This window comes from Neisseria sp. HMSC061B04, assembly GCF_001836705.1.
Classification (GTDB): Bacteria; Pseudomonadota; Gammaproteobacteria; order Burkholderiales; family Neisseriaceae; genus Neisseria.
The window spans coordinates 30,459-57,067 of the sequence record NZ_KV830205.1 but is presented as its reverse complement, the minus strand read 5'-3'; the positions used below and the strand labels follow the sequence as shown (position 1 = coordinate 57,067).

General features: G+C 49.2%; 23 protein-coding genes. 14 read left to right on the top strand and 9 right to left on the bottom strand.

Going from position 1 to position 26,609, the window contains the following annotated elements; all coding sequences use genetic code 11:
• Positions 1-35 precede the first annotated feature (35 nt).
• The 3 genes from HMPREF2661_RS08370 to HMPREF2661_RS08360 all read right to left on the bottom strand — a co-directional run bounded on the left by HMPREF2661_RS08370 (position 36) and on the right by HMPREF2661_RS08360 (position 4,249).
• A complete protein-coding gene (locus tag HMPREF2661_RS08370) occupies positions 36-773 on the bottom strand; it encodes a toxin-antitoxin system YwqK family antitoxin (RefSeq protein WP_049335445.1) in 738 nt (245 codons plus the stop codon).
• 225 nt (positions 774-998) lie between these two features.
• A complete protein-coding gene (gene prmB, locus HMPREF2661_RS08365) occupies positions 999-1,898 on the bottom strand; it encodes a 50S ribosomal protein L3 N(5)-glutamine methyltransferase (protein ID WP_070823347.1) in 900 nt (299 codons plus the stop codon).
• A 95-nt stretch (positions 1,899-1,993) separates the two neighbouring features.
• Positions 1,994-4,249 carry a nitric-oxide reductase large subunit gene (locus tag HMPREF2661_RS08360; protein WP_070823345.1) on the bottom strand — a complete coding sequence of 752 codons (2,256 nt, stop codon included), beginning with the start codon at positions 4,247-4,249 and terminating at the stop codon, positions 1,994-1,996.
• 399 nt (positions 4,250-4,648) lie between these two features.
• Between HMPREF2661_RS08360 and nirK the strand changes: the two genes are divergently transcribed.
• The 4 genes from nirK (at position 4,649) to HMPREF2661_RS08340 (ending at position 9,496) form a co-directional block, all read left to right on the top strand.
• The gene (gene nirK, locus HMPREF2661_RS08355) at positions 4,649-5,818 is read left to right on the top strand and encodes a copper-containing nitrite reductase (RefSeq protein ID WP_004519389.1); all 1,170 of its coding nucleotides are present in this window, start codon (positions 4,649-4,651) and stop codon (positions 5,816-5,818) included.
• Positions 5,819-5,991: 173 nt separating this feature from the next.
• Positions 5,992-6,747, top strand: a complete 756-nt coding sequence (locus tag HMPREF2661_RS08350) for a formylglycine-generating enzyme family protein (RefSeq protein WP_003745813.1) — start codon at positions 5,992-5,994, stop codon at positions 6,745-6,747.
• 209 nt (positions 6,748-6,956) lie between these two features.
• Entirely contained in the window at positions 6,957-7,226 is a 270-nt protein-coding gene (rpsO, locus tag HMPREF2661_RS08345) for a 30S ribosomal protein S15 (RefSeq protein ID WP_036491726.1), read from the top strand.
• A 176-nt stretch (positions 7,227-7,402) separates the two neighbouring features.
• Positions 7,403-9,496, top strand: a complete 2,094-nt coding sequence (locus HMPREF2661_RS08340; RefSeq protein WP_070823343.1) for an AsmA family protein — start codon at positions 7,403-7,405, stop codon at positions 9,494-9,496.
• 267 nt (positions 9,497-9,763) lie between these two features.
• On the opposite strand, the gene ubiD is transcribed toward HMPREF2661_RS08340, so the two are convergent.
• Entirely contained in the window at positions 9,764-11,242 is a 1,479-nt protein-coding gene (gene ubiD, locus HMPREF2661_RS08330) for a 4-hydroxy-3-polyprenylbenzoate decarboxylase (protein WP_070823341.1), read from the bottom strand.
• Positions 11,243-11,491: 249 nt separating this feature from the next.
• Between ubiD and HMPREF2661_RS08325 the strand changes: the two genes are divergently transcribed.
• The 7 genes from HMPREF2661_RS08325 to trmA all read left to right on the top strand — a co-directional run bounded on the left by HMPREF2661_RS08325 (position 11,492) and on the right by trmA (position 19,626).
• Positions 11,492-12,154, top strand: coding sequence for a DedA family protein (locus HMPREF2661_RS08325; protein WP_070823339.1), 663 nt, complete (start codon positions 11,492-11,494; stop codon positions 12,152-12,154).
• Between the two features lie 66 nt (positions 12,155-12,220).
• The gene (locus HMPREF2661_RS08320; RefSeq protein WP_070823337.1) at positions 12,221-13,204 is read left to right on the top strand and encodes an asparaginase; all 984 of its coding nucleotides are present in this window, start codon (positions 12,221-12,223) and stop codon (positions 13,202-13,204) included.
• A gap of 13 nt (positions 13,205-13,217) precedes the next feature.
• On the top strand, positions 13,218-13,985 hold the full coding sequence (locus HMPREF2661_RS08315; RefSeq protein ID WP_070823335.1) for a TatD family hydrolase: 768 nt from the start codon (positions 13,218-13,220) through the stop codon (positions 13,983-13,985).
• Positions 13,986-14,272: 287 nt separating this feature from the next.
• Positions 14,273-15,541 (top strand): Nramp family divalent metal transporter, encoded by a 1,269-nt coding sequence (locus tag HMPREF2661_RS08310; protein WP_070823333.1) that lies wholly within the window; start codon positions 14,273-14,275, stop codon positions 15,539-15,541.
• Positions 15,542-15,697: 156 nt separating this feature from the next.
• On the top strand, positions 15,698-16,774 hold the full coding sequence (prfA, locus tag HMPREF2661_RS08305; protein ID WP_009174477.1) for a peptide chain release factor 1: 1,077 nt from the start codon (positions 15,698-15,700) through the stop codon (positions 16,772-16,774).
• Between the two features lie 149 nt (positions 16,775-16,923).
• A complete protein-coding gene (gene pta, locus HMPREF2661_RS08300) occupies positions 16,924-18,426 on the top strand; it encodes a phosphate acetyltransferase (protein ID WP_070823331.1) in 1,503 nt (500 codons plus the stop codon).
• 117 nt (positions 18,427-18,543) lie between these two features.
• Positions 18,544-19,626, top strand: a complete 1,083-nt coding sequence (gene trmA, locus HMPREF2661_RS08295) for a tRNA (uridine(54)-C5)-methyltransferase TrmA (protein WP_070823329.1) — start codon at positions 18,544-18,546, stop codon at positions 19,624-19,626.
• Positions 19,627-19,695: 69 nt separating this feature from the next.
• Here the strand turns inward: trmA and HMPREF2661_RS08290 are convergent, their stop codons facing one another.
• Positions 19,696-20,736, bottom strand: a complete 1,041-nt coding sequence (locus HMPREF2661_RS08290) for a zinc-dependent alcohol dehydrogenase family protein (RefSeq protein WP_070823327.1) — start codon at positions 20,734-20,736, stop codon at positions 19,696-19,698.
• Positions 20,737-20,898: 162 nt separating this feature from the next.
• Here HMPREF2661_RS08290 and mutY point away from each other — a divergent pair, with 162 nt between their 5' ends.
• Entirely contained in the window at positions 20,899-21,933 is a 1,035-nt protein-coding gene (mutY, locus tag HMPREF2661_RS08285) for an A/G-specific adenine glycosylase (RefSeq protein WP_070823325.1), read from the top strand.
• A 6-nt stretch (positions 21,934-21,939) separates the two neighbouring features.
• Here mutY and HMPREF2661_RS08280 read toward each other — a convergent pair whose 3' ends face one another.
• Positions 21,940-22,296, bottom strand: coding sequence for a hypothetical protein (locus HMPREF2661_RS08280; protein ID WP_070823323.1), 357 nt, complete (start codon positions 22,294-22,296; stop codon positions 21,940-21,942).
• A 3-nt stretch (positions 22,297-22,299) separates the two neighbouring features.
• Positions 22,300-22,497, bottom strand: a complete 198-nt coding sequence (locus HMPREF2661_RS08275) for a zinc-finger domain-containing protein (protein ID WP_070823321.1) — start codon at positions 22,495-22,497, stop codon at positions 22,300-22,302.
• 107 nt (positions 22,498-22,604) lie between these two features.
• Here HMPREF2661_RS08275 and HMPREF2661_RS08270 point away from each other — a divergent pair, with 107 nt between their 5' ends.
• Positions 22,605-23,105, top strand: coding sequence for a DMP19 family protein (locus HMPREF2661_RS08270; RefSeq protein WP_084824323.1), 501 nt, complete (start codon positions 22,605-22,607; stop codon positions 23,103-23,105).
• A 62-nt stretch (positions 23,106-23,167) separates the two neighbouring features.
• Here the strand turns inward: HMPREF2661_RS08270 and HMPREF2661_RS08265 are convergent, their stop codons facing one another.
• Positions 23,168-23,941: a M48 family metallopeptidase gene (locus HMPREF2661_RS08265; protein WP_070823319.1), complete on the bottom strand. Its 774-nt coding sequence runs from the start codon at positions 23,939-23,941 to the stop codon at positions 23,168-23,170.
• A 108-nt stretch (positions 23,942-24,049) separates the two neighbouring features.
• Complete coding sequence (locus HMPREF2661_RS08260) at positions 24,050-24,982, bottom strand: serine hydrolase (RefSeq protein WP_188211458.1); 933 nt, start codon at positions 24,980-24,982, stop codon at positions 24,050-24,052.
• Positions 24,983-25,271: 289 nt separating this feature from the next.
• On the opposite strand from HMPREF2661_RS08260, the gene clpX reads away from it, so the two are divergent.
• A complete protein-coding gene (gene clpX, locus HMPREF2661_RS08255; protein ID WP_070823316.1) occupies positions 25,272-26,537 on the top strand; it encodes an ATP-dependent Clp protease ATP-binding subunit ClpX in 1,266 nt (421 codons plus the stop codon).
• Positions 26,538-26,609: the final 72 nt, after the last annotated feature.

Sequence of the window (26,609 nt, the reverse complement as noted above, 5' to 3'; positions counted from 1 at the left end):
CAAGCCGATCAGCCTGCGGTTTTTTATTATCAAACTTATTCGAGAACGTATCCGTCTGTATCCCAAAAGGTTTTTTTCACCAACTGGTCGTCTTTATACACCAACTCGGATTTCTTCGCACCATCATCATACCAATCCAAAATAATGCCGCTGCGTTTGCCGTTGCGAATACTCAATTCAGACACAATGCGGCCATTTTCATCCCAACTGATAATCTCCGTCGGTTTATCATTGCTCATCATCATTTCGGTTTTCGGGCTGCCGTCTGAATACCATTGTTTCCAATGACCATTGGCCTTATCGTGCTTGAATTGGATTTCGCTTTCTTTGACACCGTTGCGGTAATAACGAGAGCCTACGCCCTCGCTCAAGCCGTTTTGATAAGGCATGACCGCAGATTTTTTGCCGTTTGGATACCAGTTAATCCACTCGCCGTGCGGCTTGCCGTTGCGATAGCTGCCAACCATCTTTTTCTGCCCATTAAAATGCCACAGGGTCAGCGTGCCATTGTCCAGAGCCGGCACAAAAACCTTAATCTGACCCGCAGGTATCTCGTACGGATCAGAATATTTTTTCATTGATGGATAGTAAAAATCCTGAACCTGCGCCTTGCCTGCCGCAATTTTGTATTGGCGGACATAAGCAACCGAAGGCATGGTTGCCGTCAGTTTACCGTTTTGATTGAAATAAACGGTATATTGCTGGGCAAAAGCGACAACGGGCGTACTGAATAAAACAGCAGCCAACAGGCCTGATTTTAAACAATTATTCATAATATTGGGTTTGGCAGTATATGTTCTACAAAAAGTCAGTAATAAAAATCTACCGGCATTTGAATCTATGACAAATATTATAAGCCATAGTTTCAAACCCTGCTTGGATTTCACAATCGACATATCATAGGCGTTTGTATTTTCTTAAAACATCAAAGACATTACAAAATAGAGGCCGTCTGAATTTTTTTCAGACAGCCTCTATTTCAATTACATTAAAACAATTTATTCTTCACCCAACAATTGCTCACGGGTCAACAAGAATACGAACCCGTCGCCACCGCTGGTTTCCAACCAAGTAAACGGCAATTCCGGATAAGCCGCCTCCAATACTTCGCGGTTGTGGCCGATTTCAACCAGCAACACACCTTTCGGATTCAAATATTTCGCAGCCTGCAAAATGATTTGGCGTGTAGCATCCAAACCATCTTCTCCGCTACCCAAAGCCAATTCCGGCTCATGCAGGTACTCATCGGGCAATGCTTCCACAGATTCCGCATCAACATAAGGCGGATTGGAAACAATTAAGTCGTAGGTTTCATCCAAACCTTCAAACAAATCGGTATGCACCAAGCTAATGCGGTCTTCCAAGCCATAATCTTCAATATTGATCGCGGCCACTTCCAGCGCATCCAAGCTCAAATCAACGGCATCGATTTGTGCATCAGGATAGTGATGCGCCATTTGAATGGCCAAACAACCGCTACCGGTGCACAAATCCAAAGCTCGATGCACCAACTCATCATGTTCAATCCAAGGACGGATACCGTCGCCAAGCAATTCATAAATAAAAGAACGAGGCACGATGACGCGCTCATCGACATAAAAATCAAACTCGCCCTGCCATGCCTGATGCGTCAGATATGCGGCAGGAATATGCTCAACTGCGCGACGTTCGATAATGGACAACACTTCTTCCTTCTCACTTTGCAACAATTTGGCATCCAAATAGGGTTCCAACGTATCCAAAGGCAGGTTCAAAGTGTGCAAAATCAGATAGGCCGCCTCGTCATGGGCATTATCGCTTCCGTGTCCGAAAAACAGTCCGGCATCGTTAAAACGGCTGACGGCGAAACGCAATAAATCGCGAACAGTGGTCAGCTCTTGAGCAGCTTGCTTAAACATAATGTTTTGTCTTGTCGATTTAAGAATATTGAAATTATAACAGAAAGGCCGTCTGAAAACTTTTCAGACGGCCTTCGATTTAATTCAGCTTAAGATTATTTATCGCGGCTGAATACGATTTTGGTAGCTTGGATAGCAACGCAGACAGCACCACCGATGAAGATCAAGTCAGCAGCGGTACGAACCCAACGCAGGGTATCCAGAATTTCCATTTGCAGGAATTCTTCGCTACGTGCATACCACAGACCGTGAGTGATAGAAGCATAAGCTTGAATCACACCGACCGGCAACAGGCTGATGGCAATCATACCCACCAGGCCGCCGTTCAACAGCCAGAAGCCCCAAGTCATCAGTTTGTCGTCAAATTGAGCATTAGGTTTCAGGTAACGTGCAACCAGCAATACGAAGCCCAGAGCCAAGAAACCGTACACACCGAACAGAGCCGCGTGAGCGTGAACTGCAGTAGTGTTCAGACCTTGGATGTAGAACAGGGAAATCGGCGGGTTAATCAGGAAGCCGAATACGCCGGCACCGATCATGTTCCAGAAGGCAACTGCTACGAAGCACATCAGAGGCCAACGCAGACGTTTCGCCCAGTCGGACAGGTGTTGGTAAGACCAGTGTTCGTAAGCTTCACGACCCAGCAGAATCAAAGGTACAACTTCCAAAGCGGAGAAACATGCACCGATTGCCATAGAGGCAGAGGTAGAGCCGGAGAAGTACAAGTGGTGCAATGTACCTGGAATACCGCCCAACATGAAGATGGCAGCAGCAGCCAAAGTAGAAGCAGTGGCAGTACTACGGCGGACAAAGCCCATGTTATAGAAGATGAATGCGAAAGCGGCAGTAGCGAACACTTCGAAGAAACCTTCTACCCACAAGTGAACCACCCACCAACGCCAGTATTCCATCACAGCGATTGGAGATTTTTCACCGTAGAACAGGCCAGGAGCATAGAACACACCCACACCGACCATAGAAGCTACGAAGATAGCCAACAGGTTTTTGTCTGTACCTTTTTCTTTAAAGGCAGAGACAGTACAACGCAGCATCAGGAACAGCCACAACAGCAAGCCGACCATCAGCAACAATTGCCAGAAGCGACCCAAATCCAAGTATTCGTAACCTTGGTGACCGAACCAGAAGTTCAGCTCAGGCGGAATGATGTGGGTCAAAGCAAAGAAGTTACCTGCATAAGAACCGCCGACTACGATGAACAGGGCGATGTACAGGAAGTTCACACCGGCACGTTGGAATTTAGGATCTTTACCGCCGTTCACAATCGGAGCCAAGAACAGACCTGCTGTCAGGAAGCCGGTTGCAATCCAGAAAATAGCGGATTGGATGTGCCAAGTACGGGTCAGTGCGTATGGGAACCAGTCGGCCATTTCAAAGCCCAAGGCGGTATCGATACCGTAGAAACCTTGACCTTCGACAGTATAGTGAGCGGTCAAACCACCCAACAGTACTTGTACGACAAACAGCGCAACAGTCAGGAATACATATTTGCCCAACGCTTTTTGAGAAGGAGTCAGTTGTACTTTGGAAATAGGATCCTCAGTAGGTACTTCAACCTCTTCGTGTTTGGTCAAGAAAGAGTAACCCCACATCAGCAAGCCGATACCCATCAGCAACAATACCACGCTGGTGAAGGACCACATGTAGTTTTCAGTAGTCGGTACGTTGTTGATCAAAGGCTCGTGCGGCCAGTTGTTGGTGTAAGTGAAGTTCTCGTCAGGACGGTTGGTCGAAGCAGACCAAGAAGTCCAGAAGAAGAAGTTGAACAGTTTTTCACGCGCTTCTTGGCTTGGCAATGTGTTGTTTTTCATTGCAAAGTGTTCGCGAGTGGTTTGGAACTTAGGATCGTCGCTGTACACACCGTGGTAGTAAGGCAGAATGCTTTCGATCGCTTTCACGCGGGTATCGCTGATAACGACAGAACCGTCTTCCTTAATACGGCTTTGGTTGCGGTATTCGTCAGCCAAACGGGTTTTCAGAACAGCTTGTTCCTCAGGAGAAACTTCGTCAAATTTTTTGCCGTAAGTTTCTTGCGCAGTCAGATCCAACCATGCAACCAGCTCGCGGTGCAGCCAGTCGGCAGTCCAGTCCGGAGCTTGGTATGCACCGTGACCCAATACAGAGCCAACTTCCATACCGCCGGTAGTTTGCCATGCAGATTGACCTGCCAAAATATCGTCTTTGGTCATCAGGACTTTGCCGGATGCAGAAACGACTTGTTCAGGGTATGGCGGAGCCTTTTTATAGACCTCGCTACCCATATAACCAAGAATGGTAAAGCATACTGCCAGTACGGCAAACAGCAAGTACCAAAGCTTCTTGTACTGTCCCATTTTGAGTACTCCTTGATTTTGGTAAAAAGTGGTTGGGTATTAATTCATCAAATATGAATGTTAAAGATTGTATCACGGTTTTAAAAGTAAAGAAATATTTTGTCAATAATATTCCTTTAAAACCATTAACTTACATGATATTGATTCCTATTATCTTGTATAACTCCTCCTTTGTTATATTTTGTGTTAAGCCCACACTAACATTTTCACACAAAAATAAACTTTTCGGTTTAGTTTTTTATACTACTAAAGGAGTATTTAAGGATTAAAAGATTCATATTCATTGAACAATTTGATTTATGTCAAAATACACCCAAACAAGCGCCTACATAATCATACAAAATTTCAAACCATCCTATCAGGATACTTAACTTTTCTTACAATAAGGAAACTTTAAACATGAAACGCCAAACCTTAGCTGCACTTATCGCTTCTGTATTTGCACTGGCCGCATGCGGCGAACAAGCTGCTAAACCAGCTGAAACTCCGGCTGCCACCGCTTCTGCCGAAGCTCCTGCTGCTGCTTCTGACTCACAAGCTGCTGCCGAGACTCCTTCTTCAGAATTGCCTGTAGTCGATGCCATCATGACTCACGCTCCGGAAGTTCCACCTGCAATCGATCGCGATCATCCGGCTAAAGTACGCGTTAAAATGGAAACCGTCGAAAAAACCATGACTATGGAAGACGGTGTTGAATACCACTACTGGACATTCAACGGCGACGTTCCGGGCCAAATGATTCGTGTACGCGAAGGCGATACCGTAGAAGTAGAATTCTCTAACAATCCTTCTTCTACTGTTCCTCACAACGTTGACTTCCACGCTGCTACCGGTCAAGGCGGTGGTGCAGAAGCTTCTTTCACTGCCCCAGGCCACACTTCTACTTTCAGCTTTAAAGCTCTGCAAGCCGGTTTGTACATTTACCACTGTGCCGTTGCTCCTGTAGGTATGCACATCGCCAACGGTATGTACGGTTTGATCTTGGTTGAACCTAAAGAAGGCCTGCCTAAAGTAGATAAAGAGTTCTACATCGTACAAGGCGACTTCTATACTAAAGGTAAAAAAGGCGCTCAAGGCCTGCAACCTTTCGATATGGATAAAGCGATTGCTGAACAACCTGAATACGTTGTATTCAACGGTCACGTAGGCTCTATCGCCGGTGACAACGCCCTGAAAGCCAAAGCTGGTGAAACTGTTCGTATGTACGTTGGTAACGGTGGTCCTAACTTGGTATCTTCTTTCCACGTTATCGGCGAAATCTTCGACAAAGTATATGTTGAAGGTGGTAAACTGATTAACGAAAACGTACAAAGCACTGTGATTCCTGCCGGTGGCGCCGCCATGATCGAATTCAAAGTCGATATTCCAGGCAGCTACACTATAGTTGACCACTCTATCTTCCGTGCGTTCAACAAAGGTGCTTTGGGTCAATTGAAAGTTGAGGGTAACGAAAACCCTGAAATCATGACCAAAAAACTGAGCGACACCGTTTACCAACCTGCCGGTGCTGCCGCTTCTGCCCCAGCCGCTGCGTCTGCCGCACCTGCTGCTTCTGAAGCCGCTAAATAATCCCTCGGTTTAATACGCCAAGCCACTGCTACTCTTCTCTTAGAGTCGCAGTGGCTTCCATCACAATTAATCTTCCTATTCAATCAGACAGATTAATTTTTCAGACGGCCTTGTTATGATTAGGCTATCTTAAAAATAAATTTTCTGTTTTCAAACGATAATAAGGGCGTACCATGAAACTCATACGACTCCTCCTCTTAGGCAGTGCCTTAATCTGCGGCAATACATTTGCAGCCGAAATGGTAAAAATCGAAGGAGGCAGCTATCGCCCTCTCTATCTCAAAAAAGAGACTTCCCTTATTAAAGTCAAGCCCTTCCAACTTGACAAATATCCTGTAACCAATGCCGAATTTGCCGAATTTTTGAAAACACATCCACAATGGCAAAAAGACAAAATCAGCTCCAAACAAGCTGAAAAAGCTTACCTGAAACATTGGGTAAAAAACGGCAGCAACAGTTATGCGCCTAAAGCCAGCGAACTCAAACATCCGGTAACCAATGTTTCATGGTTTGCCGCCAATGCCTACTGCGTTTCCAAAGGCAAACGCCTGCCGACTATTGACGAGTGGGAATTTGCAGGCTTGGCCTCTGCCACTCAAAAAGACGGCTCTGCCGAACCCGGCTACAACCGTACCATCTTGGATTGGTATGCAGACGGCGGCCGCAACGGCCTGCACGACATTGGTAAAAACAAACCCAACTACTGGGGCGTATACGATATGCACGGCCTGATTTGGGAATGGACTGAAGACTTTAATAGCAGCCAACTCTCAGCCGGCTCATCCAACACACAAATGTTCTGTAGCGGCGCATCCGTAGGCTCAAGCGACCCATCCAACTATGCTGCTTTCTTGCGCTACGGCATCCGTACCAGCCTGCAATCCAAATATGTTTTAAATAACTTAGGCTTCCGCTGCGCAAGCAAATAAAGTTTAGTTTTATCACCAAAGCAGCTTTGGCGGTACTGGAAGGTATCGCCGCTTTTTTTGGCCGTCTGAAAAGATGTGGCACACAAAGACAAATTGTGGCATAATCCGCCCGTCTTTATAAAAAGACACTTAGGAGTTTGCTTAGGTCATTCGGCTTGGCAAACTTGTCCGAACCTGAAAAGGTTCTTTTATTTTCGGAGTTATCCATCATGGCATTGACCGTAGAACAAAAAGCACAAATTGTTAAAGATTTCCAACGCAAAGAAGGCGATACCGGTTCTTCTGAAGTACAAGTCGCTCTGTTGACTTTCCGCATCAACGACCTGACCCCTCACTTCAAAGCCAACCCTAAAGACCACCACAGCCGTCGCGGCCTGTTGAAAATGGTTAGCCAACGTCGTCGCCTGCTGTCTTACCTGCGCCGTACTCAGCCTGATACTTACCGTTCACTGATTACCCGCCTGGGTCTGCGTAAATAATTTATGCTTAAAATCAACACCGCCTTTGGGCGGTGTTTTTATTCACATGCCCATGCCGTCTGAAACATAGGCCCACTCTGTGTTATACTTCCACACGCTTAAGCAGCAAGGCTTAAACTCCCAATCACTCCTTAAAGCTCCCATCAAAGCGAGAATCTGAATTGTCTGTTCATTCCATGTTGCACTCAGGAAAATTTTGGTTGAAAACTCTGGTTTTCAGCATTACCGCGCTTTTATGCCTCGCGGCGGTATTGAGTGCCTTAATGTTCCGCATATTCAACACAGAAAACATCGACGCATTCATACAAAAAAACTTTTCCGCCCATGGCTGCCAAATCAAATACAACGCCACTATCGGCAGAAAATGGCTGCCGCGCCCCACGCTGATTTTAAAAGACCTCAGCCTTTCCTCTTCCGAACCTGACACGCCGACGTTGAACATCGCCGAGTCAAAAATGGGCTTTGGCTGGAGCAGCCTATGGTCGGATGCCCCCATTCTTGAAAAATGGATTCTTTTAAACCCGACACTGACACTGGACTCAAAACACCATCTGCCCGCCTGCCTGCAACAAGACCCATCGTCAAAAGAAAGTTTTCAGCTCAACCGCATCATCATCAATAACGGCAGCATCCGTTATCACACTAAAGAGCAAAATATTGCCTTAAACAACCTGCAATTTTCCCTGCAGCAAGCCGACTCAGACGGCCGTCCCTTCGACATCAGCGGCACACTGCAAAACATCGGCAACCCCATCAGTTGGCAGGGTGCAGGCTATCTGGTACCCAACAATGCCGGTTGGAGTGTTCCCGCCCTTAAGCTGAACCTGCAAACCGTATTACTCAAAAACAAGCTGGATGCCCAAATCGCAGGCAGCCTTAATTGGCAAAACCAAACCGCCCTACTCCGCGACTTCAATCTGCAAGCCGAAAGCGGCTTTCAAAACTTGCATATCAACGCACGTTCGCCCCTATTGCAATTCAAAAACGGCTATTTACACCTCAATACACTCAACGGCGCATTGACTGCCGGCAGCGAAAACAACCAATGGGACGGCTCATTCAAACTGGACAAAGCCAACCTCTACGCAACCGTTTTAACCGCCGCTAATTTTGAACTCAAAGGCAGCCATAAAAACGACCGCCTCCAAACCAACTTTACCTTTTCCAGCCCGTTGGTTTGGCAAAAAGGCAAAGGCATTGATGCGCCCAAACTGCACCTCAGTACCCTGCAAGACACCATCAACCGCCTTCCCCGTCCACGCTTCATCAGCACCCTTGAAGGACAGGCCAATTTCAGCTTCAATACATGGGAAGGCCGTCTGAAAGGCGCATTTGACAGACAAGCCCTTGCCTTGGCCTTTAAATACCAACGCGATGCCCAACCGCGCCCGCACCTTGATGCCGGTATCGCCTTACAAAAACTCAATCTGACCCCTTACTTGGAAGACCTGAAAACCCAGCCGTCACTCAGTCTTCCTTCCCTGCTGGCCAAATCCTGGCTGCCCGACATTGAGGCCAACCTTCAAATCGGCAGCATTCAAACTGCCGGCCTGCAACTTGAAAACGTCGAATCCCTGCTTACCGCAGATAAAGAACATATCGCCCTACACCGTTTCAAAGCCGGGCTTTATGGCGGCAAAACAGAGGGCGGACTGAGTATTGCAGCCACCCAACCCGCTTCTTACCACCTCCAACAAAACGCAAAAGGCATACAAATTCAGCCTCTGCTGCAAGACTTGTTTGGCTTCCACAGCTTCAGCGGCAGCGGCGACGCCGTTATCGACATTCAAACTTCCGGCAACGACCGCGCCCAAATGATACAAGCCCTAAACGGCAGCCTGCTCCTCGATATTACCAACGGCGCATGGCACGGTATCGATATGGACAGCATTCTGAAAAACGGCATCTCTTCGGAAAAAATCGACAACAGCAACCTCAAAACCCCTTTCCATCATTTCATCCTCAATAGCGAAATCGAGAAAGGCATCAGCCATCATATCAACACCGAACTGTTTTCCGACAGCCTGCACGTTGTCAGCAGCGGCTATACCGATTTGAATACCCAAAAGCTGTCCGAAAACCTGCTTATCAGCAACGTACTGCAACCCAAAAACAAACCGATTCCCCTCAAAATCGGCGGAACCGTACAAAACCCTTCCATTACCCTTGACTACAGCCGCTTGACCAATGGCATGAACACACCGGCAGAAAAACAAAAAGCCCTGCAAGAAACCATACAAGAACAATGGAAGTGGCTCAAACCGCGCTAGGTTTTCAAATTAAAGGCCGTCTGAAACCCAAAAAGTTTCAGACGGCCTTTTAACAGATGTATTGTCAGAATAAGATGTTTACTTAGGAATGACCATATACACAATCAGTGCAACAATGACGGCAGACCATACGGTCAACATTATCAAGCCTTCTTTGGAGAGTTTTCTTTTTCTCCAATCGAGCCTCAATATTTCTACCGTACCTTCAAACACTGCCCCAATCATTTCCATAACGATTTGAAGTATAAATTCCAATAGAAATGACATCTACAAGCCTAAACTCTCCCAAATCTCATCGATTTTGGCCGTAACGGCAGGGTCTTTTTTGATCACCCGTCCCCATTCGCGGTCGGTTTCGCCCGGCCACTTGTTGGTCGCATCCAAACCCATTTTGCCGCCAAGTCCGCTGACGGGGCTGGCGAAGTCGAGGTAGTCGATGGGCGTGTTTTCCATCAAAACAGTGTCGCGTACGGGATCCATGCGCGTGGTGACTACCCAGATGACTTCTTTCCAGTCGCGCACGTTCACATCGTCATCAACCACAATGATGAATTTGGTGTACATAAACTGGCGCAGGAACGACCAGCAGCCCATCATCACGCGCTTGGCGTGTCCGGCGTACTGTTTTTTCATGCTGACCACCGCCATGCGGTAGGAACAGCCTTCGGGCGGCAGGTAGAAATCGGTGATTTCGGGAAACTGCTTTTGTAAGAGCGGTACGAACACTTCGTTCAACGCCACGCCCAAAACAGCGGGTTCATCGGGCGGTTTGCCCGTGTAGGTGGAATGGTAAATCGGGTTTTCACGCATGGTGATGCGTTCGACCGTAAACACGGGGAAATGATCCTGCTCGTTGTAATAGCCCGTGTGGTCGCCGTATGGGCCTTCCAACGCGGTTTCGTTCGGATGAATCACGCCTTCCAACACGATTTCGGCACGGGCGGGCACTTGCAAATCGTTGCCGATACATTTCACCAGTTCCGTCCGCGAACCGCGCAGCAGTCCGGCAAACTGGTATTCGCTCAAGGTATCGGGAACAGGCGTTACCGCGCCCAAAATGGTGGCAGGGTCGCAACCGAGTACGACGGCGACGGGATACGGCGTCTCGGGATTGAGTTTGCGAAACTCCTGATAATCCAGCGCGCCGCCGCGATGCGACAGCCAACGCATAATCAGCTTGTTTTTGCCGATTAGTTGTTGGCGGTAAATGCCTAAATTTTGGCGTTTTTTGTGCGGACCGCGCGTGACGGTCAAGCCCCATGTTACCAGTGGCGCAACGTCTTCCGGCCAGCAATGCTGAATCGGAAGTTTATACAAATCAACGTCTTCGCCTTCCCACACAATTTCCTGACACGGCGCGTTTTTCACTACGTTCGGCGCCATGCTCCAAATATCTTTCAACAGCGGCAGTTTGGAAAACGCGTCTTTAATGCCTTTGGGCGGTTCGGGTTCTTTCAGATACGCCAGCGTCTGCCCGATTTCGCGCAGCTTGGACACACTGTCCGCGCCCATGCCCAGCGCCACGCGTTCGGGCGTGCCAAACAGATTCGCCAACACGGGATAATCGTAGCGCGTACCGTCGGGCTTAATCGGGTGTTCAAACAACAGCGCCGGCCCTTCGGCACGCAGCACGCGGTCGGCGATTTCGGTCATTTCCAAATGCGGCGACACCGGATGCTGAATGCGCTTGAGTTTGCCATCGGCTTCCAATCCGGCGATAAATTCTCGCAAATCTCTGTATTTCATGATTTCATTTTCCTGAACAGGCCGTCTTAAAACAGACCGCCATTTCGGGTTTGAAAGATAAACCAGCGGCTATTGTACCTGCCAAATCCGTCCATATCCCAACTTTCCGCATCCGAATTTCCATATTTTTTGCAAACTACCGTCAAATTTAAACAATATCTGCTTGTGATTGCTTTCAGACGGCCTTATCTTTGGTAGAATTCCAACTTAATCCAGTCATCAATCAATATCTATCGTGGGACGGCGGCCATGTTTGCATTTTTAGAATCTTTTTTCGTTGAATACGGCTATGCGGCCGTGTTTTTCGTTTTGGTTATTTGCGGCTTCGGTGTGCCGATTCCTGAAGATTTGACACTGGTAACCGGCGGTGTGATTTCCGGCCTGGGTTATACCAACTCGCATATTATGTTTGCCGTCGGCATGCTCGGCGTATTGGCCGGTGACGGCTTTATGTTTGCGGCCGGCCGGATTTGGGGACAAAAAATCCTTAAATTCAAACCGATTGCGCGCGTGATGACGCCCAAACGCTATGCCCAAGTACAGGAAAAATTCGACAAATACGGCAACTGGGTTTTATTCGTCGCCCGTTTCCTGCCCGGCCTGCGTACCGCCGTTTTCGTGACCGCAGGCATCAGCCGCAAGGTTTCCTACCTGCGCTTTATCCTGATGGACGGTTTGGCCGCACTGATTTCCGTTCCGGTTTGGATTTATTTGGGCGAATACGGCGCACGCAATACCGACTGGCTGATGAAAAAAATGCACAGCCTGCAATCAGGTATCTTTATCGTACTGGGCATCGGCGCAGTCATTGTCGGTTGGATTTGGTGGAAAAAACACCGCCGCCATACCTTCTTCCGCGAGAAACTGCACGAAAAACGCGCGGCAAAAGCCAAAAAACAAACCAATCAATAAACCATTCCAGGCCGTCTGAAACACTTCTCCGCTTTCAGACGGCCTCAATCATTCATCAGAAACACCATGAAACAAAAAATCTTCGTCCTCTACACCGGCGGCACCATCGGAATGACCCAAAGCAGCGCCGGCCTGCGTCCCGATACCGCTCTCGTCGATAAAGCCCTCGCCCCCTTTTCAGACGGCCTTGATTTCGAATGGCACGTTTGCCAGCCGCTCATCGATTCTTCCGCAGTAACATTGCAAAACCAACGCGACTGGTTGGATCTTATTATCGCCAAACTGCCTGACTATGACGGCATTTTGGTGCTACACGGTACGGATACCATGGCATACACCGCCAACCTCTTCGCCCTTTCGCTGCAAGGCTTGGACAAACCCGTTATCCTGACCGGCTCGCAATGGCCTTACGATGCCGCCAACAGCGATGCGCCGCGCAACCTTGCTACCGCCGTTTTCGCCTTCTCGCTCAAACTCAAACAAGTGGCGATTGCCTTTGACGGCAAACTCTTCCCCGCCGTCGGCAGCAGCAAGGTCAGCACCGAGACCGCCGCAGGTTTTGACAACCTGCATTTTGGCGCACTCGCCGAATGGGAGGAGAACAAAGGTTGGTACAATATCCATATTGCCCCGACCCAACATTCAGACGGCCTCAAACCGCGTCTTCCCAATCCCGAAGCCAAAGTTTCCGTCCGCACGCTGATTCCCGGTTATGCCGCGCAAGAACTTTCAGACGATCTGCCCCATCTTTCCGCCCAAGCCCTGATTCTGCAAAGCTACGGCCACGGCAATGCACCGAGCAACGACGCATTTGTCCGATCTGTCCAAGCCTTTACGCAACAAGACAAGTTGCTGCTCAACATCAGCCAAGTGCCACAAGGTTGCGCCGCCGCCGTCTATGCCCAAGGCGATGCTTTGCGTCAGGCAGGTATCATCAACGGCGGCAAATGCAATCTCGAAACCGCCACTGCGCTGATGACCCTCGCCGTATCTCATGACTGGAATGCGGATAAGGTGCAACAAGAATTGCGACAATTAAATCTGCTGTAAACCGCCATTTAATATGACTTTCACCGATACCCACTGCCATCTTGCCGATCCCAAACTTGCCGACACGCTGCCTGCCGTGCTTGCCGAAGCGCAAGCCGCCGGCGTGGCGCGTTTCATCGTACCGGCTACGTCTCCCAAGGATTGGCACTCTGTTGCGCAGTTGGAAAGGCCGTCTGAAAACATCCATATTGCTTTGGGCATTCATCCGTGGTTTTCAGACGGCCTTAACGAGGCAGCATTCCAAGAGTTAGAGTCCGAATTAATCCAGCATCCGCAAGCATGGGTTGGCGAAATCGGTTTGGATTTTTATGGCAAAGAGCAAACCCAAGCGCAACGCGACACGCAAATCGACATCTTTATCCGCCAACTCATCCTCGCTCAAAACCTCAACCGCCGCGTCATCATCCATAATCTGAAAGCCACCGCCGCCATTGCCGCCGCCGTCAAAACCGCCGGTTTCACACGAGGCGGTATCGTTCACGCCTTCTCCGGCAGCGTAGAAGAAGCACGGATTTTGGTGAAACTCGGCTTCAAAATCGGCATAGGCTCGCTGTTGCTCAACCCGAATGCCAAAAAAGTCCGCGCTGCCTTACAAGCTTTAAACGACACGGATTTCGTTCTCGAAACCGACAGCCCTTTCATGCTCGGCCATGAAACCAATACCCCGGCCAACATCCGCCGTATCGCCGAAATTGCAGCCGAACTGCGTGGCATCTCGCTGTCGCAACTGGCTGAAATCACCGAGCAAAACGTGGATTCCCTGCTCCATACTTTCCCTTAATATGCCGACCTCAAGGCATCAAAAAGCCTCGCCCTGCCATTTCGTTTCCAAACCGACACACTCATCCCTCCCTACCCCATATTCATGAATAAAAAGCGATACAAGGCCGTCTGAAAAAATGTTTTTGGCACAAAATATCGTTCATTCCGTCATCTCGGCTTTTTAACACCGTATTTTCCCTTTGATTGATAAAAAGTATTACGCATATTATTGGGCAAACTTTTTATTTACGTTAAAATATGCTTTTTTTTGATAATAAGGCCGTCTGAAAAAGACGGAAACTAATTATGGCTGAACAACATACACACGCTTCCACCTGGAAGAGCAAAATCAATGCTCTCGGCCCGGGTATCATGATGGCTTCGGCGGCAGTCGGCGGCTCGCACCTGATTGCCTCCACGCAGGCAGGTGCGCTTTACGGCTGGCAGCTTGCGCTGATCATTATTCTGACCAACCTGTTCAAATACCCGTTTTTCCGCTTCAGCGCACATTACACGCTGGATACGGGCAAAAGCCTGATTGAGGGCTATGCCGAAAAAAGCCGCGTTTATTTGTGGGTATTTTTGATTTTATGTATTGCATCGGCAACGATTAATGCCGGTGCAGTCGCCATCGTTACCGCCGCCATCGTCAAAATGGCGATCCCATCGCTGACTTTCGATGCCGGCATGGTGTCCGTCATGATTATGGTTTCCTGCCTGCTAATTTTGGCAAGCGGCCGCTATAAAGCATTGGACAACGTTTCCAAAATCATCATCGTCAGCCTGACCATCGCCACCGTCGCCGCAGCAGCCGTGGCCATGTCTCGCGGCATGCAGATGAAACCCGACTTTATCGAGCCTACCCCGTGGACACTGGCAGGCTTGGGCTTCCTCATCGCGCTGATGGGCTGGATGCCTGCACCGATTGAAATTTCCGCCATCAACTCTTTGTGGGTTACCGAAAAACAACGCATCAACCCTTCCAGCTACCGCGACGGTATTTTCGACTTCAACGTCGGCTACATTACCAGCGCGATTTTGGCGGTCGTTTTTCTCGCCTTGGGTGCATATGTACAATACGGCAACGGCGAGGAAGTGCAAATGGCGGGCGGCAAATATGTTGGCCAACTGATTAATATGTACGCCGTTACCATCGGCGACTGGTCTCGTCCATTAGTGGCATTTATTGCTTTCGCCTGCATGTACGGCACCACCATTACCGTAGTGGACGGCTACGCCCGCGCGATTGCCGAACCGGTACGCCTGCTGCGCGGCAAAGAAAAAACTGGCAATGCCGAATTGTTTGCTTGGAACGTCTGGGTCGCAGGCTCAGGCTTGGCCGTAATTTTCTGGTTCAACAGCGCAATGGCCGAGCTGCTCAAATTCGCCATGATTACCGCTTTCGTTGCCGCCCCAGTGTTCGCTTGGTTGAACTACCGTCTCGTCAAAGGCGACAAACGCCACAAACTAACCATGGGCATGAACTTCCTCGCCATTATCGGTTTGATTTATTTGACTGGCTTTACCGTTTTATTCCTGCTGAACCAAACAGGCATCTTGGCTGCGCCTAAATAAGCACATATGAAAAAAGGCCGTCTGAAACTTCAAAACAGGTTTCAGACGGCCTTTCCAATCAATCATATCTTTTTGAATTTTCATTCAAACCCATTATAATAACGCCTTATTTTGCCGTTGCAGACCACTCGACGGCATCCGTATTTTGGAAAATTTATGAAGCCGTCTATTTTAGAAAAACTACAACAACTCAGCGACCGACTGGAAGAAGTCACGCACCTGCTCGGTCAGCCTGAAGCCACGTCCGACATGGACAACTACCGCAAACTCACACGCGAACACGCCGAATTGACGCCCGTGGTCGAAGTGTTCCAAAACTATCAGCTGGCGCAAAGCGACTTGGCGGATGCCGAAGAAATGCTGTCCGACCCCGAAATGAAAGACTTTGCCGCCGAAGAAATCGAAGCGGCAAAAGCCAAAATCGACACGCTCGATACCGAATTGCAAAAACTGCTGCTGCCCAAAGATGCCGACGACGACAAAAACATCTTCATCGAAGTGCGCGCCGGAACGGGCGGCGACGAAGCCGCGCTGTTTGCAGGCGACTTGCTGCGCATGTACAGCCGCTACGCCGAGCGCAACCGCTGGCAGGTCGAAATCGTTTCCGCCAACGAAAGCGAGTTGGGCGGCTATAAAGAAGTCATCGCCCGCATTGTCGGCTTGGGCGCGTACAGTCGTCTGAAATTCGAATCGGGCGGCCACCGCGTGCAACGCGTCCCCGCCACCGAAAGCCAAGGTCGTATCCATACTTCCGCCTGTACCGTTGCCGTCATGCCCGAAGCGGACGAACTCGAAGACATCGAACTGAACCCCGCCGACCTGCGCATCGACACCTTCCGCGCATCCGGCGCGGGTGGTCAGCACATCAACAAAACCGACTCCGCCGTCCGCATCACCCACCTGCCCACCGGCATGGTGGTCGAATGCCAAGACGGCCGCAGCCAACACGCCAACAAAGCGCAGGCGATGAAAGTCCTCGCCGCCCGCTTAAACGACGCGCAAAAACGCGAAGCCCAAGCCAAAGAAGCCGCCGAACGCAAATCCCTCATCGGCAGCGGCGACCGCAGCGAGCGCATCCGCACCTACAACTATCCCCAAGGCCGCGTGACCGACCACCGCATCAACCTTACCCTGCACAAGCTGGATTTTGTGATGGACGGTGATTTGGAAGAAATCACCAACGCCCTGATTGCCGAGCATCAAGCCGAGCTTTTGGCGGCAATGGGGGATTGATGGATTTAGTCCGTTACGTTTATACTTTTCAGACGGCCTGATGACATATGTCAACATGACCGTGTATATGTTATCCCAAAGTGATAAAATGCAGCACCAGCTGCGCCACAGCAACACCCTTCTACAATCACCGAATGAGAGGACACAAAATGGCAAAAATCCTGATCGCACCGGTATCTACCGGCCTGAGCGCCGATGCAGCGGCAAAAGCATTCGCAGCGGCATTGAATGCACAAGTTTTCCAAGCCGTTGACTCCACTACAGAAGCCCTGTTGGCTCAAGGCAAGAGCGACGACTGGTTTGACGCGCTTGTCGGTAAAGTTGCAGCATTGAACGCAGATAACCTTGTTATCGAAGGCATCACTCCTGATGCGGACAAATTGTTCTTGGCAGGCAAAAACGTCGAATTGGCGTTGTCTTTGGACGCAGGCGTTGTATTGGCGCTGAAATCCGACAATACCGACGCAGCTGCCCTCGCCCAACAATTAAACCTCACCAAACAGCTCTACACCAACTCCCCGGGCTTATTGGAAGGCTTTATCATTGACGGTGCAGCCGCTGCTTTAGGCGCACAAGTTGCCGAGCAAACCGGCCTGACTTTCTTCGGCTCCAGCGACAAACTGCAAGACGTATCCGCTTTGGCCAAACGCGAAGCCAAACGCCTGTCTCCAGCTCAATTCCGTTACAACCTGATCGATTTCGCACGCAAAGCCGATATGCGCATCGTTCTGCCTGAAGGCGCCGAACCGCGCACCGTCGCCGCCGCCGCTATCTGTCACGAAAAAGGCATTGCCCGTTGCGTACTGTTGGCTACCCGCGAAGAAGTTGAAGCCGTAGCGAAAGAGCGCGGCATTTCCCTGCCTGATTCTTTGGAAATCATCGATCCTGCTTCTTTGGTTGAGCAATACGTCGAGCCAATGTGCGAATTGCGCAAATCCAAAGGCCTGACTCCTGAAGATGCACGCAAACAGCTGCAAGACACCGTCGTACTCGGCACTATGATGATGGCTCAAAACGACGTAGACGGTTTGGTTTCCGGCGCAGTCCACACTACTGCCAACACCATCCGTCCTGCCCTGCAACTGATTAAAACCGCTCCGGGTGCAAGCCTCGTATCCAGCGTATTCTTCATGTTGCTGCCTAACCAAGTATTGGCATTTGCCGACTGCGCGGTTAATCCGAACCCAACACCGGAACAACTGGCCGACATCGCCATCCAATCTGCCGACAGCGCCAAAGCCTTCGGTATCGATCCAAAAGTAGCCATGATTTCCTACTCCACCATCAACTCAGGCAGCGGCCCTGATGTCGATGCTGTGATCGAAGCCACCAAACTGGCGAAAGAGAAACGCCCTGATTTGGCTATCGAAGGTCCGTTGCAATACGATGCAGCTACCGTTCCATCTATCGGCAAATCCAAAGCTCCGGGCAGCGCTGTTGCTGGTCAAGCAACCGTTTTGGTTTTCCCAGACCTCAATACCGGCAACTGTACTTACAAAGCCGTACAACGCAGCGCCAACGTCCTGAGCGTAGGCCCGTTGCTGCAAGGCTTGCGTAAACCGGTTAACGACTTGTCCCGCGGCGCATTGATTGAAGACATCGTCTTCACCATCGCCCTGACTGCCGTTCAAGCCAAACAAATGCAAGGCTGATTGACAAGCTGATGCTTTGAAATCAAAGGCCGTCTGAAACCGATGTTTCAGACGGCCTTTCGTATCTTTGCGCCAACTATATTATAATTCGCCATTATTTTCTGAAAGACTGCCCCAATGACTGCCTACCAGCAACAACTAGCCGACAAAAAGCAATATCTTCAGCAACTTTTCCAAGGACTGGATTTTCCAGAAATCGAAGTCTTTGAATCCCCGGAACAGCATTACAGAATGCGTGCCGAGTTCCGCATCTGGCATGAAGGCGGCGAAATGTTTTACGCCATGTTTGAGCGCGGGCAAAAGGCAAGCGGGGCAAGCCTGATCCGTTGTGACCAATTTCCTGCCGCGTCCGAATCCATCAATGCCTTGATGCCGAAATTGATTGAAGCTGCATCCAATCATCCCGAGCTGAAAAACCGCTGGTACGCCGTCGAATTTTTATCCACTTTAAGCGGCGAAATGCTGGTGACCATGATTTACCACAAGAAGCTGAACGAAGCATGGCAACAAGCCGCGCAAGAGCTGGCGCACAATTTGGGTATCCACATCATCGGCCGCAGCCGCGGACAAAAAATCGTATTGAGCCAAGATTTCGTAACCGAAGCATTAACAGTCAACGGTAAAACCTTCCGCTACCGTCAAATCGAAGGCAGCTTTACCCAACCTAATGCCCAAGTGTGCCAAAAAATGCTGACTTGGGCGTGTGATGCCGCACAAAACCTAGGCAAAGACCTGCTTGAGCTGTACTGCGGCAACGGCAATTTCACCCTACCGCTTTCGCAACATTTCAATCAAGTGTTGGCGACCGAAGTTTCCAAAACTTCCGTCAACGCCGCCCAATGGAATATTGAAGCCAACCAAATTACCAACCTCAAAATCGCCCGCCTATCAGCGGAAGAGTTTACCGAGGCCTACACGCAAAACCGTGAATTCCGCCGCCTGCAAGAACAAAGCATCGACTTGAAAAACTATGATTTTTCAACTATTTTCGTTGATCCTCCACGCGCCGGTGTCGATGATGAGACACTCAAATTGGTTGCCCGATTCGACAACGTTCTCTATATTTCCTGCAACCCTGAGACCCTGCGTGCCAACCTCGACACGCTCTGTCAAACCCATACCATAGAACGCGCCGCCCTGTTCGACCAATTCCCATTTACCCACCATATCGAAAGCGGCGTTTGGTTGAAGAAGAAATAAAACCATACAAAAAGGCCGTCTGAATGTTCAGACGGCCTTTAATTGACGGCATATTAAGCGATTTTCAAATCAATCCGCTTCCAAAACCACTTTCATGGCTTGGTTTTCGGCGGCGTGTTTGAATACATCGTAAGCTTTTTCCAATTCGCTGAATTTGAAACGGTGGGTCATCATTTTGGTGTAATCCACTGAGCTGCTGGAAATGGCTTTCATCAGCATTTCGGTGGTATTCGCGTTAACCAGGCCCGTTGTGATGGCAAGGTTTTTAATCCACAGTTTTTCCAGTTTGAAATCAACGGATTGACCATGCACACCAACCACAGCGATATGGCCGCCGGGTTTCACGATATCTTGGCACATATTCCAAGTTGCAGGGATACCGACCGCTTCGATGGCGCAATCTACGCCGTCTTCGCCGACGATAGCGGCAACTTGTTTGCTCACATCGCCGGAGGCAGGGTTGATGGTATGGGTTGCGCCCAATTCTTTCGCCAGTTTCAAGCGGTTTTCGTCCATATCGCAAACGATGATGGCGGCAGGACTATATAGTTGCGCGGTCAACAAGGCAGACATACCGACAGGGCCGGCACCGGCGATGAATACGGTATCGCCAGGTTTCACATCACCATATTGCACGCCGATTTCGTGGGCGGTCGGCAGGGCATCGCTCAACAGCAGGGCAACTTCTTCGTTGACGTTGTCAGGCAGCGGAACCAAGCTGTTGTCGGCATAAGGCGTACGGACGTATTCGGCCTGAGTACCGTCAATCATATAACCCAAGATCCAACCGCCATTGCGGCAGTGTGAATAAAGTTGGATTTTACAGTTGTCACAAGTACAACATTTGCTGACACATGAAATAATGACTTTATCACCGACTTTGATGTTTTTTACAGCATCGCCGACTTCTTCTACAATACCGATACCCTCATGGCCGAGAATACGACCGTCGGCAACTTCAGGGTTTTTACCCTTCCAAATACCCAAGTCAGTACCGCAAATCGTGGTTTTAACGATTTTGACGACTGCATCGGTCGGATCGATAATTTGAGGGCGAGGTTTTTCTTCAAAACGGATGTCGTTTGCGCCATGATAAACCATTGCTTTCATGTGAATCTCCTTGAGCAGTTAATAAACTTTAACAATACGGCGTAAATCCACGTTAACTATATTTATATACCCCTCTACCAGATAAGTCAATTCTGATTATTATTTCGTATGTTATAGTGTAACATACTGTTTTAAAAATAAATAATTAAAAAGTAAATATTAATGAACACACACACATCCTTTGCACAACGACTCATCGATTGGCAACGGCAGCATGGCCGTCACGACTTGCCTTGGCAGGTCAAAGACCCTTATTCCGTCTGGCTTTCAGAAATCATGCTCCAACAAACGCAGGTTGCTACCGTATTGGACTACTATCCGCGTTTCTTAGCCAAATTCCCAACCGTGCAATCGCTTGCCGCTGCGCCGCAAGACGAGGTTTTATCCTTGTGGGCAGGCTTGGGCTATTACAGCCGCGCGCGCAACCTGCACAAAGCATCGCAACAAGTCGTCGGACAATTCGGCGGTATCTTTCCATCCGAGCGCAAGGACTTGGAAACGCTCTGCGGCGTAGGCAGAAGTACAGCCGCTGCCATTTCTGCCTTCGCCTTCAACCGACGAGAAACCATCTTGGACGGAAACGTCAAACGCGTTCTCTGCCGCGTGTTCGCCCGCGACGGCAATCCGCAGGACAAAAAATTTGAAAACTCGCTCTGGTCGCTCGCCGAAAGCCTGCTGCCGTCTGAAAACGCCGATATGCCTGCCTACACGCAAGGCTTGATGGACTTGGGCGCAACCGTCTGCAAACGGACAAAACCTTTATGTCATCAATGCCCTATGGCAGACATTTGCGAAGCAAGAAAACAAAACCGCATTGACGAGCTGCCCCGTAAAAAAACTGCTCCCGAAGTGCAAACCCTACCGCTTTACTGGCTGATTATTCATAACACTGACGGCGCATTATTGCTTGAAAAACGCCCTGCCAAAGGCATTTGGGGCGGTCTGTATTGCGTACCCTGTTTTGAAAAATTAGACGATTTGTATGCTTACGCCGAACGCTTCGGCATTGTTTCAGACGGCCTCGAAGAACAAACCACGTTTACCCACCGCCTGACCCACCGCTTATTGATGATTACCCCTTTTCAGACGCAACAAAGGCCGTCTGAACATCTTTCAGACGGCCTTTGGGTATCATCGGAACATTTGGCGGATTATGGTTTGCCCAAACCTTTAATCAAATATTTGGCTAAAGGCTAAACCGCCCTATTCCACAATCTCTTTAAATACAACTTCTTTCCCGCCGCGAATCAGCACTGCAAACCCATCGCCAATCTGCCAACGCGAGCTTGGATTGGCGTACTCGACGCCCTGACTGCGCAAGCGGACTTGTACCAGTTTCTCAACCGTATTGCCTTCATGCAGCTCAACCATCATCGGGCTGTGGCTGTTGATATAAATTGCAGTAATCGTCCGACCTTGTGCGGATTGATAGCGGACAGAATACGTCTGCGCCTGTGCAATGACCGGTAACGGCGCATCAGGGCGCACGGCCTTATACGAGCCACACGCAGCGCACAAACTCAGGCACAAAGCGCAGATGATTTTGTTCAACATAGGCATAGATTAGTAATGGTGATGCGGAATCTCGCCATCAAGACGGTAATAAGTGCCGCAATATGGGCATTCAATCTCGCTGTTGGACCGAATCGGCAAGAACACGCGCGGATGGCCGTTCCATGTTTCATGATTAGGGCCGGAGCAATGCAGCGGCAAATCCTGCGGCTTGATGACTACAACGTTTTTTTCAGATTGTGTACTCATGGTTTGGTTCCTCACTATGTTTTCTTATCTTCCGATATTGTAAAGCAAAACGGCCGCTAGGTTCAGACTGAAAACATTATATAATCACTTTTTTCAGACGGCCTTTGATGATTATGACCACCCTGCTTAGCATTCAAGATTTCGATACTTCCGATTCCGCTTCATTTCTTTATACACTCAGCGCAGCCTATTTGGACCACACCGAACAGGCAGGCGACGAGGAAATGTCCGGTCTCAACGACGAACAGCATACATTGACCGCGCTCTGCTATCTCGACAGCCAAGTTCAAGAAGGCGGCTTTGTCCAGCTTATCGCGTCAGGATACGGAGAATACATCTTCTGCAACCCGGTTGCCGACAGCCTGCGCCGCTGGCGCATCAAACCGATACCGAAAATCTTAGACAAAGCCAAAGCCCTGTATGAAAAACACGGCGAAGCCATTGAAAAAATGGCAGACGAGCAAAGGGATTTCGATGAAATCCGCAAAGCTTTTCCCGATTTTGAAGAGCTTGACGGCGATTATTATGACGTTGCCGACGAAGACTTGGAAACTGCGGCAGCGTATGTTCAGGCAAATTGGGATAAATTTGCCAAACTGTCAGACTGAAACCTAAAACTTTGCCGGTTTGAATCATCTGTTCAAACCGGCAAAATCATTAATACGCCAAATTAACGTTTGTTTTTCTGATAAATCGGCATTACTTCAGGCAACATTTTGCGGATTGCATTGATACGCGCCTGATTGGTCGGGTGGGTCGACAAAATAGACAATGAGCTGCCGCCCTGTACTTTGTTCATTTTTTCCCACACGCTTACCGCAGCCTCAGGGTTGTAGCCTGCTTCAGCCATCAAACGCACACCGCCGGCATCCGCTTCGCTTTCCTGATGGCGTGAGAACGGTTTGGTTGCCAACAAATCTGCACCCAAGCCAACCAAATCGCCATCCACACCGGTTGAGCTGGCCAAAATCGAACCGCCCAAGCCGGTCAATACTTGTCCGCCTAAAGCTTTTTTGCTGTGTTCTAACAAAGCATGGGTCATTTCATGGCCGACAACGGCGGCAATTTCATCATCTGTCAGCTTCAATTTTTCTACGATACCGGTGTACACAGCCATTTTACCGCCCGGCATCGCCCAAGCGTTCATTTCATTGCTGCGGATAACGTTCATCTGCCAATTGAAAGGCACACCGGTTTTGTTGGCACGCTCAGCATGAGGACGCAGGCGCGCAAACACGCGTTGAACGCGTTGGGCAGTTGGCGATGAAACATCCAAGGCTTTTTGACCACGCGCTTTTTGAATGACTTGTGAGTAACTTTTAGCCGCGTCTTCATTTAAAGTCGCGGTATCGTAGCCAACCATATCCGCTACGGAAGTACAGCCGGTCAACGCCAAAATCACGCCCATGCCAGCCCAATATTTTTTATTCCATTTTTTCAACATGTTTTCTCTCTGTGTTTTAAAATTAATGTAACGACATTGTAACCAAATTTAATACATTTGACACAAAAGGCCGTCTGAACGGTTTCAGACGGCCTTTAAGCGTAATATTTAAGAACGGCGCTGCAACATCCAAGACTCAATCTTACGCGCATCATTTACGCGGGTTGTGGAAGACGGAGAGTTGAGCAATACGATGGTAATCGGCTGATTCTGTACATTGGCCTTAACCACCATAGAACGTCCAGCTTCACGGATATAGCCGGTTTTCTGCAATTCGATATTCCAGCTGCCCTCACGCACCAAGGCGTTGGAGTTTTTGTAGTTTTGGCGGCCGTTTGCCGTCAACACCGAGCCATAATTTGAAGTCGAATTTTTACGGATCAGCGGATATTTGCTGGCTGCTGCAACCATACGGTTCAAATCGCGTGCAGTGGAAACATTTTGGAAATTCAGACCGGTAGGCTCATAGAAACGGCTGCTGGTCATACCCAGGCTTTGCGCTTTGGCATTCATGGCCGCAACAAACGCGCTCATACCGCCCGGATAGGTACGACCCAACGCATGGGTAGCACGGTTTTCACTGCTCATCAGGCTCAAATGCAACAACTCGCCGCGCGTCAGCGTCGTGCCGATACTCAAGCGGCTGCCCGTACCTTTCAAACGGTCGATTTCAGCCTCGGTAATCGTGATAGGCTCGTTCATATCGAGATGTGCATCCAAAACCACCATTGCGCTCATCAATTTGGAAATAGAGGCAATCGGCATGACGCGGTCTGGATTTTTCTGATACAGCACTTCACCGGTTTTATTATTGAAAATCAAAGCAGATTGCGAAGAAAGCAGAGGACCGGCCAAAGCGGCCTGAGCTTCGACTTGGTCGGCATGGCTCAACGCAAAAGCTTCCATCGGGTCATTTTGAACTGGGAAATTTTGCTCCAAAAATTGTCCCAATACATCCATATCATCGGCAACGGCAGGCGCAGAAGCAAAGGCCAATGCCACACCTGTCCATACCATTCCTAAAGTTTTATAGAATTTCATATCTGCCAATTCAAAAAAATACATTTAATTCAACATTCTGTTAAATTTTTCGGCAATTGTAAAGCGAGTTGAGAAAACTTTGCGTTTGTTTGCGAGATATTCAAATCCCACGCCCTCATCTGTTTCTCAGACGATACGGCACAATGCCTGCTCTGATTTGAAAAAACACAAGATAGTCATTATACTTAGGCACCTTTGTCAGAGGCATTCCCTCAATCCGGCAATACGCCCGAAATATCTGTTTCCCCTTTACAACACAGCCTCCATACAACCATACGAAGAAATTATTATGTCTGAAGAAAAACGCACCTGTTCATTCTGCGGAAAGTCTGAAAACGACGTTAAAAATCTGATTGAAGGCGAACACGCCTTCATCTGCAACGAATGCGTAGAAACTTGCGGCCTGATGCTGCAAGACAACGAATCCGGCGAGATTGAAAACGAATTTGCCAAAGTAAAAGAAGAAAACGCCGAGAAAAAACTGCCTACCCCTGCCGAAATCGTTGCCAACCTCAACGACCACGTTATCGGCCAGGAACACGCAAAAAAAGCGTTGGCGGTATCGGTTTACAACCACTACAAACGCCTGCGCCATCCAAAAGCAGACGGCAAGGTTGAATTGTCCAAATCCAACATCCTGCTTATCGGTCCGACAGGCTCAGGTAAAACCCTGTTGGCGCAATCTTTGGCGCGCAAACTGGATGTCCCTTTTGTTATGGCAGATGCCACAACTTTGACCGAAGCCGGTTATGTCGGTGAAGACGTCGAACAAATCATCACCAAACTTTTGGGCAAATGTGATTTTGACGTTGAGAAAGCCCAGCGCGGCATCGTTTATATCGATGAAATCGATAAAATCTCACGCAAAAGCGACAATCCGTCCATCACGCGCGACGTATCCGGCGAAGGTGTGCAACAAGCCTTGCTGAAACTGATTGAAGGTACGGTGGCCAGCGTTCCTCCTCAAGGCGGCCGCAAACATCCGAACCAAGAATTCATCAATGTTGATACCACCAACATCCTCTTTATCTGCGGCGGCGCATTTGCCGGCTTGGAAAAAGTCATCCGCCAACGCACTGAAAAAGGCGGCATCGGCTTTGGTGCGGCGGTACACAGCAAAGATGAAAACGCCGATATTTCAGCCCTGTTTGAAACCGTCGAGCCTGAAGACTTGATTAAATTCGGTTTGATTCCCGAGCTGATCGGCCGTCTGCCCGTGATTGCCACATTGGCGGAATTGGACGAAGACGCTTTGGTCAATATCTTGACCGAACCGAAAAACGCCTTGGTCAAACAATATCAAACCTTGTTTGAAATGGAAGATGTTGGCCTTGAGTTTGAAGAAGACGCTTTGCGCAGCATCGCCAAACTGGCAATGGAACGCAAAACCGGTGCGCGCGGCCTGCGCTCTATCGTCGAACGCTGCCTCTTGGACACCATGTATGCCCTGCCTGATTTGAAAGACGTAGCCAAAGTCGTCATCAATAAAGAGGTCGTGGAAAAAGGCGAACAGCCAAAACTTTTCCGAAAAGACGGCAGCGAATACAAACAGTAAAACTGATTCTTTGAAAAAGACGTGTAACCGTATACGTCTTTTTTTGAATTAAACCATATTGCCGAACAATTC